The 14,631-nt window shown below is 74.4% G+C and carries 12 protein-coding genes and 1 pseudogene; 7 read left to right on the plus strand and 6 right to left on the minus strand.

The genetic code is table 11. The features are described 5' to 3' along the window. The first annotated feature begins 27 nt into the window (after positions 1–27). The 5 genes from ACIQNG_RS29070 (at position 28) to ACIQNG_RS29090 (ending at position 4,597) form a co-directional block, all read left to right on the plus strand. Positions 28–1,380 (plus strand): MFS transporter, encoded by a 1,353-nt coding sequence (locus ACIQNG_RS29070; protein ID WP_401489126.1) that lies wholly within the window; start codon positions 28–30, stop codon positions 1,378–1,380. Beyond that, on the plus strand, positions 1,377–2,198 hold the full coding sequence (locus ACIQNG_RS29075) for a putative hydro-lyase (RefSeq protein ID WP_401439636.1): 822 nt from the start codon (positions 1,377–1,379) through the stop codon (positions 2,196–2,198). The genes ACIQNG_RS29070 and ACIQNG_RS29075 overlap by 4 nt, the downstream gene beginning before the upstream one ends. A gap of 154 nt (positions 2,199–2,352) precedes the next feature. Beyond that, complete coding sequence (locus tag ACIQNG_RS29080) at positions 2,353–3,111, plus strand: LamB/YcsF family protein (RefSeq protein ID WP_401489128.1); 759 nt, start codon at positions 2,353–2,355, stop codon at positions 3,109–3,111. Continuing rightward, the gene (locus tag ACIQNG_RS29085; protein WP_401489130.1) at positions 3,108–3,725 is read left to right on the plus strand and encodes an allophanate hydrolase subunit 1; all 618 of its coding nucleotides are present in this window, start codon (positions 3,108–3,110) and stop codon (positions 3,723–3,725) included. Before ACIQNG_RS29080 ends, ACIQNG_RS29085 begins: the two co-directional genes overlap by 4 nt. Beyond that, complete coding sequence (locus tag ACIQNG_RS29090; protein WP_401489132.1) at positions 3,722–4,597, plus strand: biotin-dependent carboxyltransferase family protein; 876 nt, start codon at positions 3,722–3,724, stop codon at positions 4,595–4,597. The genes ACIQNG_RS29085 and ACIQNG_RS29090 overlap by 4 nt, the downstream gene beginning before the upstream one ends. 24 nt (positions 4,598–4,621) lie before the next feature. Here ACIQNG_RS29090 and ACIQNG_RS29095 read toward each other — a convergent pair. The 5 genes and pseudogenes from ACIQNG_RS29095 to ACIQNG_RS29115 all read right to left on the minus strand — a co-directional run. Beyond that, positions 4,622–5,279 (minus strand): annotated as a pseudogene (locus ACIQNG_RS29095) (SGNH/GDSL hydrolase family protein); the annotation flags it as partial. Positions 5,280–5,444: 165 nt separating this feature from the next. Beyond that, entirely contained in the window at positions 5,445–6,758 is a 1,314-nt protein-coding gene (locus ACIQNG_RS29100) for a glycosyltransferase (RefSeq protein WP_401489134.1), read from the minus strand. Continuing rightward, a complete protein-coding gene (locus ACIQNG_RS29105; RefSeq protein WP_401489136.1) occupies positions 6,755–7,882 on the minus strand; it encodes a glycosyltransferase family 4 protein in 1,128 nt (375 codons plus the stop codon). Before ACIQNG_RS29105 ends, ACIQNG_RS29100 begins: the two co-directional genes overlap by 4 nt. Before the next feature lie 257 nt (positions 7,883–8,139). Then, positions 8,140–9,555, minus strand: coding sequence for a HEAT repeat domain-containing protein (locus tag ACIQNG_RS29110; protein WP_401489138.1), 1,416 nt, complete (start codon positions 9,553–9,555; stop codon positions 8,140–8,142). A 323-nt stretch (positions 9,556–9,878) separates the two neighbouring features. Next, positions 9,879–10,271, minus strand: a complete 393-nt coding sequence (locus tag ACIQNG_RS29115; protein WP_401439650.1) for an ankyrin repeat domain-containing protein — start codon at positions 10,269–10,271, stop codon at positions 9,879–9,881. A gap of 495 nt (positions 10,272–10,766) precedes the next feature. Here ACIQNG_RS29115 and ACIQNG_RS29120 point away from each other — a divergent pair, with 495 nt between their 5' ends. Together ACIQNG_RS29120 and ACIQNG_RS29125 are read left to right on the plus strand one after the other, a co-directional pair. Then, complete coding sequence (locus ACIQNG_RS29120; RefSeq protein WP_205385808.1) at positions 10,767–10,961, plus strand: hypothetical protein; 195 nt, start codon at positions 10,767–10,769, stop codon at positions 10,959–10,961. 79 nt (positions 10,962–11,040) lie between these two features. Continuing rightward, positions 11,041–12,612 (plus strand): hypothetical protein, encoded by a 1,572-nt coding sequence (locus ACIQNG_RS29125; protein WP_401489140.1) that lies wholly within the window; start codon positions 11,041–11,043, stop codon positions 12,610–12,612. 511 nt (positions 12,613–13,123) lie between these two features. Here ACIQNG_RS29125 and ACIQNG_RS29130 read toward each other — a convergent pair. Continuing rightward, positions 13,124–14,623 carry a PLP-dependent aminotransferase family protein gene (locus tag ACIQNG_RS29130; RefSeq protein WP_401439655.1) on the minus strand — a complete coding sequence of 500 codons (1,500 nt, stop codon included), beginning with the start codon at positions 14,621–14,623 and terminating at the stop codon, positions 13,124–13,126. Positions 14,624–14,631: the final 8 nt, after the last annotated feature.

The following is a 14,631-nucleotide window of genomic DNA, read 5'->3' on the forward strand; positions in this document are numbered from 1 at the left end:
CCCACGTCCTCCCTCTGCGAGGTGCCCATGAGCACGCCCCCTCCGTCCCCTGTGTCCCCTCAGCCACCTCAGCCCTCACCGTCCTCTCCGTCCTCACCGCCTCCGGGGACCACGACGACCCCGACGACTCCTACGACCACGGCCGCCGGCGACGGTCCCCTCGCCTGGCTGCACGCGCTCGGACCCCGTGGCCGCCGTGCCTTCACCGGTGCGTTCGGCGGCTATGCGCTGGACTCGTACGACTACTTCACGCTGCCGCTGAGCATGGTGGCGCTGGCCGCCTACTTCGGGCTCGACAGCGGCCAGACCGGGCTGTTCACCACCGTCACGCTGGTGGTCTCCGCGATCGGCGGCGCGCTGGCCGGGGTGCTGGCGGACCGGATCGGGCGGGTCAAAGCGCTGATGATCACGGTCATCACGTACGCCGTCTTCACGGTCGCCTGCGGCTTCGCGCCCAACTACGAGACCCTGCTGGTCTTCCGCGCCCTCCAGGGCCTCGGCTTCGGTGGTGAGTGGGCGGTCGGCGCGATCCTGGTCGCCGAGTACGCGAGCGCCAAGCACCGGGGCCGTACGCTCGGCGCGATCCAGAGTTCCTGGGCGGTCGGCTGGGGGCTGGCCGTGATCATGTACACGGTGGTCTTCTCGGTCATGGACGACGACCTCGCCTGGCGGGTGATGTTCTGGACCGGCGCGCTGCCCGCGCTGCTGGTGGTCTGGCTGCGCCGCAGCGTCCAGGACGCGCCCGAGGCGGCGGCGGCCCGGGAGAAGAGCGCGGAGAAAGGCTCGTTCACGGCGATCTTCAAGCCCGGTCTGGCCCGCACCACGCTCTTCGCGGTGCTGCTGTCGACCGGTGTCCAGGGCGGCTACTACACGCTGGCGACCTGGGTGCCGACGTATCTGAAGACCGAGCGGGACCTGTCGGTGGTGGGCACCGGCGGCTATCTGACCTTCCTGATCTCCGGCGCCTTCCTCGGCTATCTGACCGGCGGCTATCTCACCGACCGGCTGGGGCGGCGCCGCAACATCTGGCTCTTCGCGCTGCTGTCGGCGGTCTGCATCCTGGCGTACGCCAACATCCCGAGCGGCGCCAACACCCTGATCCTCGTGCTCGGTTTCCCGCTCGGCTTCTGCATGTCGGCCATCTTCAGCGGGTTCGGGTCGTTCCTGGCCGAGCTGTACCCGACGGCCGTGCGCGGCACCGGGCAGGGCTTCACCTACAACACCGGCCGCGCGGTGGGCGCGATCTTCCCGACCACGGTCGGCTTCCTCGCGGACAGCTGGGGTGTGGGCGGTGCGCTGGTCTTCGGCGCGATCGGATACGGTCTCGCGGCACTGGCCCTGCTGGGGCTGCCCGAGACCCGCGGAAAGGAGTTGGTGTGACGCGTACGGACGACCGACCGCTGTCACTGACCGACCCGCACGCGCGCGCGTGGAGCCCGAAAACCGCCCGGGCCCGGTTCCGCTCGGGCGTGTCGGGCGCCACCGCCGGGGTCGCCGCGGGGCACACCCAGGTCAACCTGGTCTCGGTGCCCGCCGAGTGGGCCTACGACATGCTGCTGTTCTGCCAGCGCAACCCCAAGCCCTGCCCGGTGCTCGATGTCACCGACGCCGGGTCGACCACGACGGTCCTCGCCGAGGACGCCGACCTGCGCACCGATCTGCCGCGCTACCGGGTCTGGCAGGACGGCCGGCTGGTGGCCGAGCCGACGGACGTGGTGGCGCACTGGCGGGACGACCTGGTGACGTTCCTCATCGGATGCAGCTTCACCTTCGAGTGGGCGCTGGCCGACGCGGGCGTCCCGATCCGCCACATCGAGCAGGGCCGGAACGTCCCGATGTACGTCACCGCGCGCGAGTGCCGCCCGGCGGGCCGGCTGCGCGGGCCGATGGTGGTGTCCATGCGTCCGGTGCCGCCGCGGCATCTGGCGGCGGCGATCCGGGAGAGTGGTCTGCTCCCGGCGGTGCACGGCGGCCCGGTGCACTGCGGGGACCCGGCGACGCTCGGCATCGAGGATCTGGCCCGACCCGACTTCGGCGACGCCGTGACCATGGAGCCGGACGACATCCCGGTGTTCTGGGCCTGCGGGGTCACCCCGCAGGCCGCCGTGATGGCCTCGCGCCCCCCGTTCGCCCTCACCCACGCGCCCGGCCGGATGTTCGTCACCGACGCCCGCGACGAGCAGTACCGCGTGCCATGACGACGTCGAACGCCCCCGTGCCACCCCCGACCGCCCCGACCGTCCGCGCCAACCGTTCGGCACCCCCGTTCGTCACGACCAGTTGGCACGACCAGTTGGCACGACCGTTCGTCACGACGGTTCGGCCGTCCCGACAGGAAGCAGTGAACAGAGCATGACCGCGATCGATCTCAACGCCGATCTGGGCGAGGGCTTCGGCCGCTGGCGGCTGACCGACGACGAGCAGTTGCTGTCGGTCGTCACCAGCGCCAACGTGGCCTGCGGCTTCCACGCCGGGGACGCGGCGACCATGCGCCGGGTGTGCGAACAGGCCGCCGCGCGCAAGGTGACGATCGGCGCCCAGGTCTCCTACCGGGACCTGGCCGGCTTCGGACGGCGCGCGATGGACGTACCGTCCGAGGAACTGGCGGCCGAAGTGGCGTACCAGATCGGCGCCCTGGAGGTGTTCGCGCGGGCCGCGGGCGCGCGCGTGGCGTACGTCAAACCGCACGGCGCGCTCTACAACCGCGTGGTGCACGACGAGGAGCAGGCCGGGGCGGTCGTGGCCGGCGTGCTCCTGGCCGACACGGCGCTTCCGGTGCTCGGCCTGCCCGGCTCGCGGCTGCTGGAGATGGCCGCCGCGGCCGGGCTGCCCGCCGTCACCGAGGCGTTCGCGGACCGCGCGTACACCGAACAGGGCACGCTCGTGCCGCGCGGGCAGCAGGGCGCGGTGGTCACCGACCCGGACACCGTCGTGGAGCGCTCGGTGGGCCTGGCCCGCGCCGGGAGGGTCGTCGCGCACACCGGCGCCGCCATCGACGTACGCGCGCGTTCGCTGTGCCTGCACGGCGACACGCCGGGCGCGGTGGAGCTGGCCCGGCGGGTGCGGCGGCGCCTGGAGGAGTCCGGGGTACGGGTGGAGGCGTTCGTATGAGGGTGCTTCCGGTCGGCACGGACGCGCTCCTCGTGGAGGTCGCCTCGGGCGAGGAGGCCCAGGCGCTCCACGCCGAGTTGCTGCGCCGCCGCGCGGAGGGCGCTCTGGCGGTACGGGAGATCGTGCCCGCCGCCCGCACGGTCCTCCTCGACGGCCTGGCCGACCCGGCGGGGCTCGCCGACGAGCTGGGCGGCGCCGCGCCGCCGTCCACTGCCCCGCGCGCGCGGGGCACCGTCGAACTGCCCGTGCGCTACGACGGCCCCGACCTGGTCGAGGTCGCCGCGCACTGGGGCGTCCCCGCGCGCGAGGTGGGCCGGATCCACGCGGAGACCGAGTTCCTGGTCGCCTTCTGCGGGTTCGCGCCCGGATTCGGCTATCTGACCGGCCTGCCGCCGCGCCACGACGTCCCCCGCCGCGCCACTCCCCGTACGGCGGTCCCGGCGGGCTCGGTGGGGCTCGCGGGGCCGTACACGGGCGTGTACCCGCGTTCCTCGCCGGGCGGGTGGCAGCTCATCGGGACGACGGACGCCGTGCTGTGGGACCACGCGCGGGTGCCCGCCGCCCTGCTCTCGCCGGGCACACGGGTGCGCTTCGTCCCGGTGGACGCCGTATGACCGATCGCGCGCTGTGTGTCGTCCGGGCCGGGGCCCTCACCACGGTGCAGGACCGGGGCCGGCCTGGCCACGCGCACCTGGGCGTGCCCCACTCCGGCGCCCTCGACCCACCGGCCGCCGACCTCGTCAACCGGCTGGTCGGCAACGCGGTGGACGCGGCGGTCCTGGAGACCACGCTGAACGGCTGTGCCCTGCGCCCGCGTTCCCCGCTCACGGTGGCCGTCGGCGGAGCCCCCTGCCCTGTCACGGTGGACGGCCGTCCGGCGGCCTGGGGGGCGCCCGTGCGGGTACCGGCGGGGGCGCTCCTGGAGGTCGGTACGGCCGTCGCGGGTGTCCGCAGCTATGTGGGGGTCTCCGGTGGCATCGCCGTCGAGCCGGTGCTCGGCAGCCGCTCCACCGACCTGCTGTCGGGGCTCGGCCCGGCGCCGCTCACCGACGGCGCGGTGCTGCCGCTGGGGCCGGTCGCCGGCCCGCCCGCGCGCGTGGATGTGGCTCCGCAGCCGCGGCCTCCGGCCGAACTGGTGCTGCGCGTGTCCCTCGGCCCGAGGCACGACTGGTTCACGGCCGGGGCGGTGCGCGCCCTCACCACGCGCGCGTACCGCATCTCCGCCGCGAGCAACCGCATAGGTGTGCGCACGGAGGGCCCGGCGCTGGAGCGTGCGGTCCCCGGCGAACTCCCCAGCGAGGGCCTGGTCCTGGGCGCCGTCCAGGTCCCTCCGGACGGCAGGCCGGTGGTGTTCCTGGCGGACCATCCGACGACGGGCGGCTACCCGGTGATCGCGGTCGTCGCCCGACCGGACCTGCCGGCAGCGGCCCAGGCGCGACCGGGGACCCCGATCCGTTTCGTACCGGCGGCCCGCCCGAGATCCTGAGGGGAGCACACCCTGGAGCACCCTTCAGGCCGCCTCCGCCTCCGCCTCGGCCTCAGCCGCGCCTCCGGGCGTCGCGGAGGCGCCGGGCAGGGCCGCCAGTGCCGCCGCGCAGGCCAGGGAGGCCCGTGCGTCCAGCCGGGCGCCGGTGCCCCGTACCCGGTGACCCGCCTCGGCCACCGCGAGCCGGAGCAACTGGGGCAGCAGATCCGCCGCAGCGCCGCACCACCCACGCCGTCCCGGCCGTCGCCGGCCACCACACACACGCCGACCGGGTGGGCGCGGGGAACTCCGGCTCGGCCGGGGGCGCGGCCCCCACCCGTACGCCCGCCGCCGCGAGCAGCGCGTGGGCGCGGACGGCGAGTTGCCGGTGCCCGCGCTCGCTCGGGTGCAGCCGGTCGGCGCTCCACATCGCGCGGTCCAGGGTCCAGGCGCCCTCGGCGGCGTGCAGATGCAGGGCGCCGTGGCGCGCGGAGAGCTGGTGGACCACGGTGTTCACGGCCCGCTGCCGCCGGGCGAGCGGTCGGGCCAGCGCGCAGGGCAGGCCGAGCATCGCGCCCGGGTCGGGCAGACACGCCGTCAGCAGCACCGTGCCGCGCGCGGTGAGGGCGGCGTAGACCGGGTCCAGCCGGGCGGCCACGGCGTGGATGTCGAACGTGGCGCGCAGCGTGTCGTTGAAGTCCACACACCGGCCTGACCCTCTACCACGTCCTCGACAAACTGCAGGACCCGCTGAGGTGCTGGACCGGTGCATGCACCACCTGCGGACGTCCCCCGCCCAGCCGGCCGACCAGCCACAGACCACCAAGAACCTAACGAAGCACTACTAGGGCCACGAAGCGGGCGGCGCTCATGTGGCGCCCCCCGGCAGTCGGGACGCGTGCGGCGCGCGGACGGTGGCGTCGTGCGCGGCGAGGAAGGACTCGACGGCGGCGCCCCAGCCGAAACACTCGGCACGCGCGCGTGCCGCCCCCCGGCGCCCCGTCCCGCAGCGCTCCAGAAGCAGCGTGATCGCGTCGGCGAACGCCTCGCCGGTGTCGGCGGCGACGGCCCCCGCCGAGCCGATGACCTCCGGCAGCGCGGAGGAGGCGCTCACCGCGACCGGCGTTCCGCACGCCAGGGCCTCCAGCGCCGCCAGCCCGAACGTCTCGGCGGGCCCCGGCGCCAGGCACACATCGGCGGTGGCCTGGAGCGCGCCGAGCAGGGGGCGGTCGGAGAGGTGGCCGAGGAAGGTGACCGGCAGGGCGCGTTCGGCGGCCCGCTGTTCGAGCCGGGCCCGCAGCGGCCCGTCACCGGCCACGACCAGCACCGCCCGCACCCCGCGCCGCCGCCGCAGCGCCTCCAGTGCGTCCAGCGCCGTGCCGGGCCGCTTCTCGACGGACAGGCGCGAGCACATCACCAGCAGGGTCTCGTCCTCGCGCGCGTAGCGGGCGCGCAGCGCCGGGGCCCGCAGGGCGGGGTGCCGTTCCGTCAGGTCGACGCCCAGGGGCGCCCGTACGACATTGCGGGCGCCGATGCGGAGGAACTCCCGTTCGGCGAACTCGGTGGTGCACACCACGCGCGCGTAGGTGTGGGCGGTCCGGACGTTGAGGGCGTCGGCGGTCCGCCGGGACAGCCGGTCGGGCACGCCCCAGGTGCGCAGCACGCCGTCGGCGGTCTCGTGGGAGACCATCACGGCGGGTACGCGCGCGCGGCGGGCCCAGGTGCCGGTCCAGCGCAGCGTCGTACGGTCCGACACCTCCAGGCGGTCGGGGGCGAGGTCCGCCAGGAGCCGGGCGACCCGCCGTCTGTCGAGCAGCACCCGGTAGCCGCCGGTGCCGGGCAGTTCGGGGCCGGGCAGGGTGATGACCCGGCCCTGTTCGGTGTCCCGGTCGGCGTACCGCTCACCCGGCACGATCAGCACCGGCTCGTGCCCGGCGGCACGGTAGCCCCGGCCCAGTTCGCGCAGCGCGGTGCGCAGTCCGCCGGAGGCGGGGGCCACGAAATTGGCCAGTCGTACGATCCTCAGCGCCTCGTCGGCCGTGACCGGTCCGGCGCCGCTCGCCGGGGCGGGTCCGACTCCGTCTCCGGGGACGGGTCCGGCGCCGCTCCCGGGGACGGGTCCGGTGCCGGGGGGTGGTCCGTCGTGGACGGTGTCTTCTGTGCCGGGGGACTGGACGCTCATGCCGCCAGCACCGCCTTCCGGGCGGCGAGGACGTCCTCGTAGTGGCCGATGAGCCGGTCGCCGACGGCGGCCCAGGTGCGGCCCTCGACGGTGGCGCGCGCGGCCGTGCCGAAGGCGGCCCGCAGCGCGGGGTCGGCGGTGAGCGCGCGGACGGCGTCCCGTACGGCGTCGCTGTCGCGCGGCGGGACCAGGAAGCCGGTGCGGCCGTGGTCGACCAGGTCGAGGGGGCCGCCCGCGGCGGGCGCGACCACGGGCACCCCGGCGGCCATGGCCTCCTGCACGGTCTGGCAGAAGGTCTCGAAGGGGCCGGTGTGCGCGAAGACGTCCAGCGAGGCGAAGATCCGGGCGAGGTCGTCCCCGGTGCGGCGCCCCAGGAAGACGGCGGCGGGCAGGGCCTCGTCCAGCTGCGGCCGGCTCGGGCCGTCGCCGACGATCACCACCCTCACCCCGGGGAGACCGCACACCCCGGAGAGCAGTTCGACCTGCTTCTCGGGGGCGAGCCGTCCGACGTAGCCGACGATCAGCTCGCCGTTCGGGGCGAGTTCGCGGCGCAGCCGTTCGTCCCTGAGCGCGGGGCGGAAGCGGACGGTGTCGACACCGCGCGGCCAGAGCCGGACGCGGGGCACGCCGTGCTCCTCCAGGTCGCGCAGGGCGGCGCTGGAGGGGGCGAGGGTGAGGTCGGCGGCGGTGTGCACGGAACGGATGCGCCGCCAGGCGGCGGCCTCGCCCGCATGGACGTACGTACGGGCGTATCCGGCCAGATCGGTCTGGTAGACGGCGACGGCGGGGAGGCCGAGCCGGGCGGCGGCGGCCATGCCGCGCGCACCGAGGACGAAGGGGCCCGCCAGGTGGACGAGGTCGGCGCGGTGTGCGGTGAGCGCCGCGGCGACGCGTCGGCTGGGGAGGGCGACACGGACCTGGGGATAGCCCGGGAGCGGGAGGGAGGGGACGCGGACGACGGGGCACGGCGCCTCGGCGTCGGCCCCCGCACCGGCGGCGGTGGCCGGTGCGACGACGAGGGGAGCGTGACCGCGATCGACGAGGTGCCGGGCGGTCTGGAGCGCGCAGTGGGCCACGCCGTTCACATCGGGGGGAAAGGATTCGGTCACGATGACGACACGCATACGGGTGTTGTCGCCGTGCTGGACGTGGCCGCGTCAACGTGGATCTTTCCGGACGTGGAACGTCCCATGAGCGTTGCGCGGCACGCCCGAACGGGCCAGACGGCGGCCATGCGCGCCCGACCCGCGGGTCATCCGACGTTCATCCGTGCAACGCCCTGGAACGCCCTGCGACGCGCAATGCCCTGTGATGCCCTGCGACGCCCTCGAACTGCCGTAGGACGCCCTGAGGGACGCGTCAGCCGCTCATGTTCCTGTGCTCATGTGACGCTCTCCGGACCGATCCGGCTGCGTACGGCGGTCTGGACCTCCGCCTCCTCGGCGGGGTCGGCGGCGAGCCGGCGGAGGCGGTCGACGACCCGGTTGTCACCGGTCTCGGCGTGCCGGGCGGCGATCTCGCGGGTGGTCTCCTCGCAGTCCCAGAGGCATTCGACGGCGAATCCGGCGGGGAAGGAGGGGTCGGTGGCGGCGAGCGCGCGGGCGGCGCGGCCACGGAGGTGGGAGGAGGCGGTCTCGCGGTAGACGTGGCGCAGCACGGGTGCCGCGCAGACGATGCCGAGCCGTCCGGCCCCGTCCACGAGGGTCCACAGGGTGGGTGCGTCCGGGCCTTCGCCGCGCACGGCCTCGCGCAGGGCGCCGAGCACCAGGTCGCGGTCGCGGGTGCCGCCCCGGCAGGCGAGGACCCGTCCGGCGGCGGCGCCGAGCGCGTCGGGTCGCCGGGCCCAGCGACGCGCCCGGTCGACGGCGACGACGCCGCGCATCCGTTCGAAGGCGTCGACGGCGGCGTCCGCGACGGGGGTCGGGCCGGTGATCACGGCGGCCTCGATCAGATCGAGGGCGTGCGGATCGTTGCTGTCGGCGAGGTAGCGCAGGGCGGTGCAGCGGGCGGCCTCGGTGCCGTCCTCGGCGGCCCGCACGATCTCGGGCCGGTCCTCGGGTCCGGCGACGGCGGCCAGACAGCGGGCGGCGGGCACATGCAGTGCGGCGCCGCGCTCCAGGCCCTGCTGGGCCCAGTCGAAGACCGCCTGCACACTCCAGCCGGGGCGGGGCCCACTGGGGCGCATCTGCCGTTGCCAGAGGTCGAAGCAGCCGGCCTCCTGGGCGGCACGCACCCGGCCGGCGACGGCCTCGCGGGGATCCTCGGCCCACAGCCGCCAGGGCCGGGGTTCGAAGGCGTCACGGACGGCGACGCCGAGCGCGGCGACCCCCTCGGGGTCGGTGGAGAAACGGGCGAGCACGGGCTCGGCCAGGGCGCGCAGTCCCGCGTCGTCGTCGCGCAGGGCGAGTTCGTCCAGGGCCCAGGCCCAGTTGGCGCCGTGGGCGGCGTAGCGGCGCAGCAGGGTGAGCGCGTCGCGGCGGCCGTAGGAGGCGAGGTGGCCGAGGACCGCGAGGGCGAGCCCGGTACGGCACTCCTCGGGATCCAGGACGTCCTCGGGGTCGAAGAGGTGGGCCTCGACGGCGTCGAGGTCACCGCCCAGGTCCATGTAGAGCCGGGCGTAGTAGAGCGAGCGGTTCTCCACCTGCCAGTCGTGGCGGGGATCGTTCAGCACGCAGTGGTTCAGTGCTTCGAGCGCCTCGGGGCGCGGTGCGGTGAGCGCGTGCAGTGTGCCGTCGCCGCGGCCTCGCTGAAGCAGGCCGAGCAGCGTTCCACTGGGCGCTATGACCGGATCGAACATGGGAAACAGCCTCACATCAAGCGTCGACGCAACCGGGGATCTGCACTACCTGGCCGCGTGACAACACGTCGGGGCGCCCGCCGTTTCCTGCTTGCTGTAAGCCATCTTCCTCTGCCTCTCGTTGGTGGCCCGAGCGGACCGCATCACGGCCCGCGCGGTGCGGCAACACCTGCCCAGCCATCGCGTCCGTGAATCACGACGTCATGATGACCCGGCGCTTTGCGCTGCCGCGACCGATATTTCCGGCGGCCAGGTACCGCCTCCCCCGTTTTCTGTGTCACGCCTGGCCAGGAAGCCTGTTCTTCCTGGTCAGGGCGGTGCGATTACTGCGCGCCGAAGAGTTCCAGCAGCTCGGCGCGGTCGAACATCCGGGCCGTGTCGACGGCCGACGGAGTCCCGGCGGAAGGATCGGCTCCGGCCTCCAGGAGGGCGCGGATCACCTCTTCCTCCCCCTTGAAGACGGCTCCGGCGAGCGGGGTCTGGCCCCGGTCGTTGATCCGGTCGGCCTCGGCGCCCCGGGCGAGCAGGGCGCGGACGGTGCCGGCGTGGCCGTGGTAGGCGGCGAGCATCATCAGGGAGTCGCCGCGGTCGTTGGTGAGGTTGGCCGGCACGCCGGCGTCCACGTAGGCCACCAGTTCATCGGTCCCGCCCTGTCGGGCCAGGTCGAAGAGTTTGGTGGCCAGCTCCACGACCTCGGGGTCGGGGGCTTCACTCATGGCGCGACCGCCTCTCACTGCGAGCTTGGGGGACATCTGGGGAGTGCCCGTGGGGGTACGGCGGCGAGCGGTGCCGCCGTACGGGTGAAACGCCAGCGTACTGGCTGTGGCCGGTCGAGACCGGCCGGGCCGTGCGCAAAGATCACCGGGGGCCGCCGGTCGGCACGGTGGTGCCGCCCGGCGGAGACGCGGGGCGGGGGATCTCGCCTGGGAGGCGCAGGACCCGGCTCGGACACGCGAGACCTGCTTCGGACGGACGGGACGGCTTCGGACGGACAGGGACTGCCCGGGACGGACAGGACCGCTCGGGACGGACAGACCGCCTCGGACCGGGAAGGCCGCCTCGGGACGAGAGGGCTGCCTCGGACCGAGAGGGCCCTGCCGTACAGGTGAAATCAGCTTAATTTCGCCCATTTGCATCTTTAATCGTATAGATACATCCTGTGATCCTGGAAGTACTCATGGTGACTGTCCCCCTCGACACCAGGAGACCTCATGATCCTCTCCATCTCAGGCGTCGTCCTGCTCGGCATCGTCGTGTTCATCTTCTTCCGCAAGGACGGACTGAAGGCGTCACACGCGCTGATCACGGCCCTGTTCGGCTTCTACCTCGCCAGTACCGCCATCGCGCCCAGCATCAAGGCCGGCGGCGAGAGTCTCGCGAGCCTCCTGGGCGGCATCAAGTTCTGACGCCCACGCCCCCACCCACGCCGGCGGCAGCCGCAGACCCCCACCCTCCCCCTTCCGTCCGCACCTCCAGGAGACAGCAGTGGCCCGGCGCCCCCTCCCCGCGATCCTCAGCAACGGCAGCGCCCAGCTCGCCCGGAGCAGGGAACTGGCCCGGACCGCCGCCGACAACGCCACCGACGTCCTCCATCCGCTGATCACCATCACGCGCGGACTGCGCCGGCTGGCGGCCACCGGACGGCACAAGTGGGCCACCACCCCCAAGGACAGACGTGGACCGCTGCTGTTCTTCGTGGCCACGGTGGTCCTGGTGGTGGCACTCGCCCCCTACGGCCCGCTGCTCGCCCTCGTCACCCTGATGGCGGCGGCGGCCTGGCAGGGACGCGAACCCAAGGACCCGGCGGCCGAGGGCCCGGACGCCACCCAGATCGAACGTCTCCAGTCGCTGTACGAGGCCCTGGTCCCGTACTTCTCGGCCGCCGAGGACCCGGCGCCGCTGTACGCCCACGGCGGCGACTGGGAGGCGGTGCTCACCGACCACGGCTTCGACGACACGGGCCGGATCACCCGGCTGGTGATCCGCTACCCGGCCTACTTCACGGACGGCGAGCCGGCCGCCCGCGCCCGCATCGAACAGGTGCTCACGGCGAAGTCGGGCCGGGGCCGCGAGTACCACTTCGCGTGGGACGAGGAAGGCAACCAGCTCACGGTCACCGTCCTCGGACCGCTGCCCACCGACATCGCCGCGCAGCGGTTCGTCACCGCGCCCGGCGAGACGATCCTCGGCTTCACCGACCCCTCGGACGTCCAGCGCACGCTCCCCCTCACCCACGGGGGCGAGCGGCGCGACGTCCCGCCGGTCGTCTGGCGCACCGGCCTGCGCTCCACCGAACCGCACCTGCTCGCCGTGGGCCGGCCGGGCAGCGGCACGTCCACCCTGCTGCGCTCGATCGCCCTCCAGGCCCTTCCCTACGGTGATGTCCTCATCGTCGAGGGCGGCGGCACCGGCGAGTACGCCTGCCTGACCGGGCGTGACGGGGTACTCGCCGTCGAGTGCGCGCTGGACGGGGCGCTGGCCGGCCTCGAATGGGCCGCGCAGGAGACCGAGCGGCGGCTGGTCTCCCTCAACCGGGCACGCCAGGCGGGGCATCCGCCGCCGGAGGACACCAAGCGCCCGCTGTGGATCCTCCTCGACCGGCCCTCGACGCTGGGGCATCTCGCCGCCGCGGACGGGGAGCGGGATCCGCAGTCCCTGTTGCAGGTGCCGCTGCGGCACGGCCGGGCGGCGAACGTCACCGTGGTCGTCGCCGAACACGCCGACAGCGTGGACGCGCTGAGCGAGGCGGTGCTCCAGCACACGCGCGCGCGGGTTGTTCTCGGCGCGGCCACGTCGGCTCAGTTGGAGACGGTTCTCGGGGCGCCGCCGCACACCACGCCGGTCGCGGACGTGCCGCCGGGGCGGGGGTACGCGCGGCTGGGCGCCGGGCCGGTGCTGCGGCTCCAGGTGCCGGCGACGCCGGATCCGTACGACGACGCGACGTCGGATCGGCTCCGGGAGGCTGTGGAGGCGTTGTTGCCTGCGCGGTCGGTGGGGGATGTGGAGGAGACGGCGGATCTGGCTCGGCCGTCGGTGGTGGGGGCGGAGGCGGTGTGAGGGGGTGGGGGGTTCTGGGTCGGGTGCGGGTTTGTGGGGGTTGAGCGCGCAGTCCCTCCGGGGGGCCGTCGCTCGCGTGCGGGTGCGGGTTTGTGGGGGTTGAGCGCGCAGTCCCTCCGGGGGGCCGTCGCTCGCGTGCGGGTTCGGGTTTGTGGGGGTTGAGCGCGCAGTTCCCCGCGCCCCTTGGGGTGGTGCCGTCGTCGCCTGCGTGCGGGGCGGTGGGGGCTGGGCGCGCAGTTCCCCGCGCCCCCTTGGGGTGGTACCAGCCGTCGTACACGTAGCGGTTGTGTGGGGTTAAGCGCGCAGTTCCCCGCGCCCCTTGGGGGAGTGCCGTCGTCGCCCGTCTGCGGGGCGGTGGGGGCTAGGCGCGCAGTTCCCCGCGCCCCCTTGGGGTGGTACCAGCCGTCGTACACGTAGTGGTTGTGTGGGGTTGAGCGCGCAGTTCCTCGCGCCCCTTGGGGTGGTACCAGTCGTCGTACACGTGGCGGTTGTGGGGTGGTGGGTCCTCGGGTCAGGCCACGAAGGTTCGTGGGGGTTCGCCGGTGCCCAGGCCGCCGGTCTGTACCAGGTGGGCCGCCGCCGCCAGGCGGGTGGCTGCCTCGTCGGCGACGGCGCCGCCGACGGTGAAGGGGAGCCGGACGTAGCCCTCGAAGGCGCCGTCGACGCCGAAGCGGGGGCCGGAGGGGACCCGTACGCCGACGCGTTCGCCGACCTCGGCCAGGCGGGAGCCGGACAGGCCCCCGGCCCGCACCCAGAGGGTGAGTCCGCCGCGCGGCACCTCGAAGCTCCAGTCCGGCAGCTCCCGCCGGACCGCGGTGACCAGCGCGTCCCGGTTCTCGCGGGCCTGCTCGCGGCGTACGGCGACGGCCCGTTCCCAGCCGCCGGTGCTGAACAGCCAGTTCACGGCGAGCTGCTCCACCACCGGGGTGCCCAGATCGGCGTAAGCCCGCGCGGCGACCAGGCTGCGGATCACGTCCGGAGCCGCCCGCACCCACCCGATCCGCATCCCCGCCCAGAACGCCTTGCTGGCCGAGCCGACCGTGATCACCGTGGAGCCGGCGGGATCGAACCCGCACACCGGACGCGGCATCGTCACCGTGTCGTCCAGCCACAGCTCGGTCATCGTCTCGTCGGCGACCAGTACCGTCCCGGCCGAGCGGGCCGCCTCCACCAGCCGGCGCCGCTGGTCGTCGTCGGCGAGCGCGCCGGTCGGGTTGTGGAAGTCGGCCACGACGTACGCCAGCCGCGGCGCCGCCTCCCGCAGCACCTGCCGCCAGCGGTCCATGTCCCATCCGGACAGCCCCTCGGCCATCGCGACCGGCACGAGCCGCGCCCCGGCCTCCCGCATCAGCTGGAGGATGTTGGCGTACGACGGTGACTCGACGGCGATCCGCTCGCCGCGCCCGGCGAAGAGATGGCAGATGGCGTCGATGGCCCCCATCGCGCCGGTCGTGACCATGATCTGCTCGGGCATGGTCGGGATGCCCCGCGCGGTGTACCGCTCGGCGATCATCGCGCGCAGCGCGGGCAGCCCGGCCGGGTAGTCGCCGTGGGTGTGGGCGTAGGGCGGGAGCTCCTCCAGGGCGCCCTGCACGGCCCGGGTGAGCCACGGCTCGGGGGCGGGCAGGGCGGCGCAGCCCAGGTCGATCATCGAGCCGAGGGCCTCGGGCGGCAGCGGTTCGAGACCCCGGGCGGGCAGCGGATTGCCCGCCGGTACGGCGGTCCAGCTCCCGGCGCCGCGCCGGGACTCCAGGAATCCCTCGGCGCGCAGTGCCTCGTAGGCCGCGGCGACGGTCGTACGGCTGACGGACAGCGACACGGCCAGTTCGCGCTCGGCGGGGAGCCGGGCGGCCACCGGGACGCGGCCCTCCAGGACGAGCAGCCGGATACCGTCGGCGAGAGCACGGTAGGCGGGCGGGCGGCGGCTGCCGGGGCCGGCGGGGCGCTCCTGCTGCGACTGGAGCAGCCGGGCGAGCGGGGCCGCGCCCACCGCCGAGGTCCACTGCGGCATGATAACCA

It is taken from the genome of Streptomyces sp. NPDC091377, from assembly GCF_044757045.1.
Taxonomy (GTDB): Bacteria; Actinomycetota; Actinomycetes; order Streptomycetales; family Streptomycetaceae; genus Streptomyces.

Bases quoted from the DNA above. Each gene is read 5' to 3' on its own strand.
- ACIQNG_RS29070 (WP_401489126.1), top strand. From the start codon at position 28: ATGAGCACGCCCCCTCCGTCCCCTGTGTCCCCTCAGCCACCTCAGCCC.
- ACIQNG_RS29080 (WP_401489128.1), top strand. From the start codon at position 2,353: ATGACCGCGATCGATCTCAACGCCGATCTGGGCGAGGGCTTCGGCCGC.
- ACIQNG_RS29085 (WP_401489130.1), top strand. From the start codon at position 3,108: ATGAGGGTGCTTCCGGTCGGCACGGACGCGCTCCTCGTGGAGGTCGCC.
- ACIQNG_RS29090 (WP_401489132.1), top strand. From the start codon at position 3,722: ATGACCGATCGCGCGCTGTGTGTCGTCCGGGCCGGGGCCCTCACCACG.
- ACIQNG_RS29100 (WP_401489134.1), bottom strand. From the start codon at position 6,758: ATGAGCGTCCAGTCCCCCGGCACAGAAGACACCGTCCACGACGGACCA.
- ACIQNG_RS29105 (WP_401489136.1), bottom strand. From the start codon at position 7,882: ATGCGTGTCGTCATCGTGACCGAATCCTTTCCCCCCGATGTGAACGGC.
- ACIQNG_RS29110 (WP_401489138.1), bottom strand. From the start codon at position 9,555: ATGTTCGATCCGGTCATAGCGCCCAGTGGAACGCTGCTCGGCCTGCTT.
- ACIQNG_RS29115 (WP_401439650.1), bottom strand. From the start codon at position 10,271: ATGAGTGAAGCCCCCGACCCCGAGGTCGTGGAGCTGGCCACCAAACTC.
- ACIQNG_RS29120 (WP_205385808.1), top strand. From the start codon at position 10,767: ATGATCCTCTCCATCTCAGGCGTCGTCCTGCTCGGCATCGTCGTGTTC.
- ACIQNG_RS29130 (WP_401439655.1), bottom strand. From the start codon at position 14,623: ATGCCGCAGTGGACCTCGGCGGTGGGCGCGGCCCCGCTCGCCCGGCTG.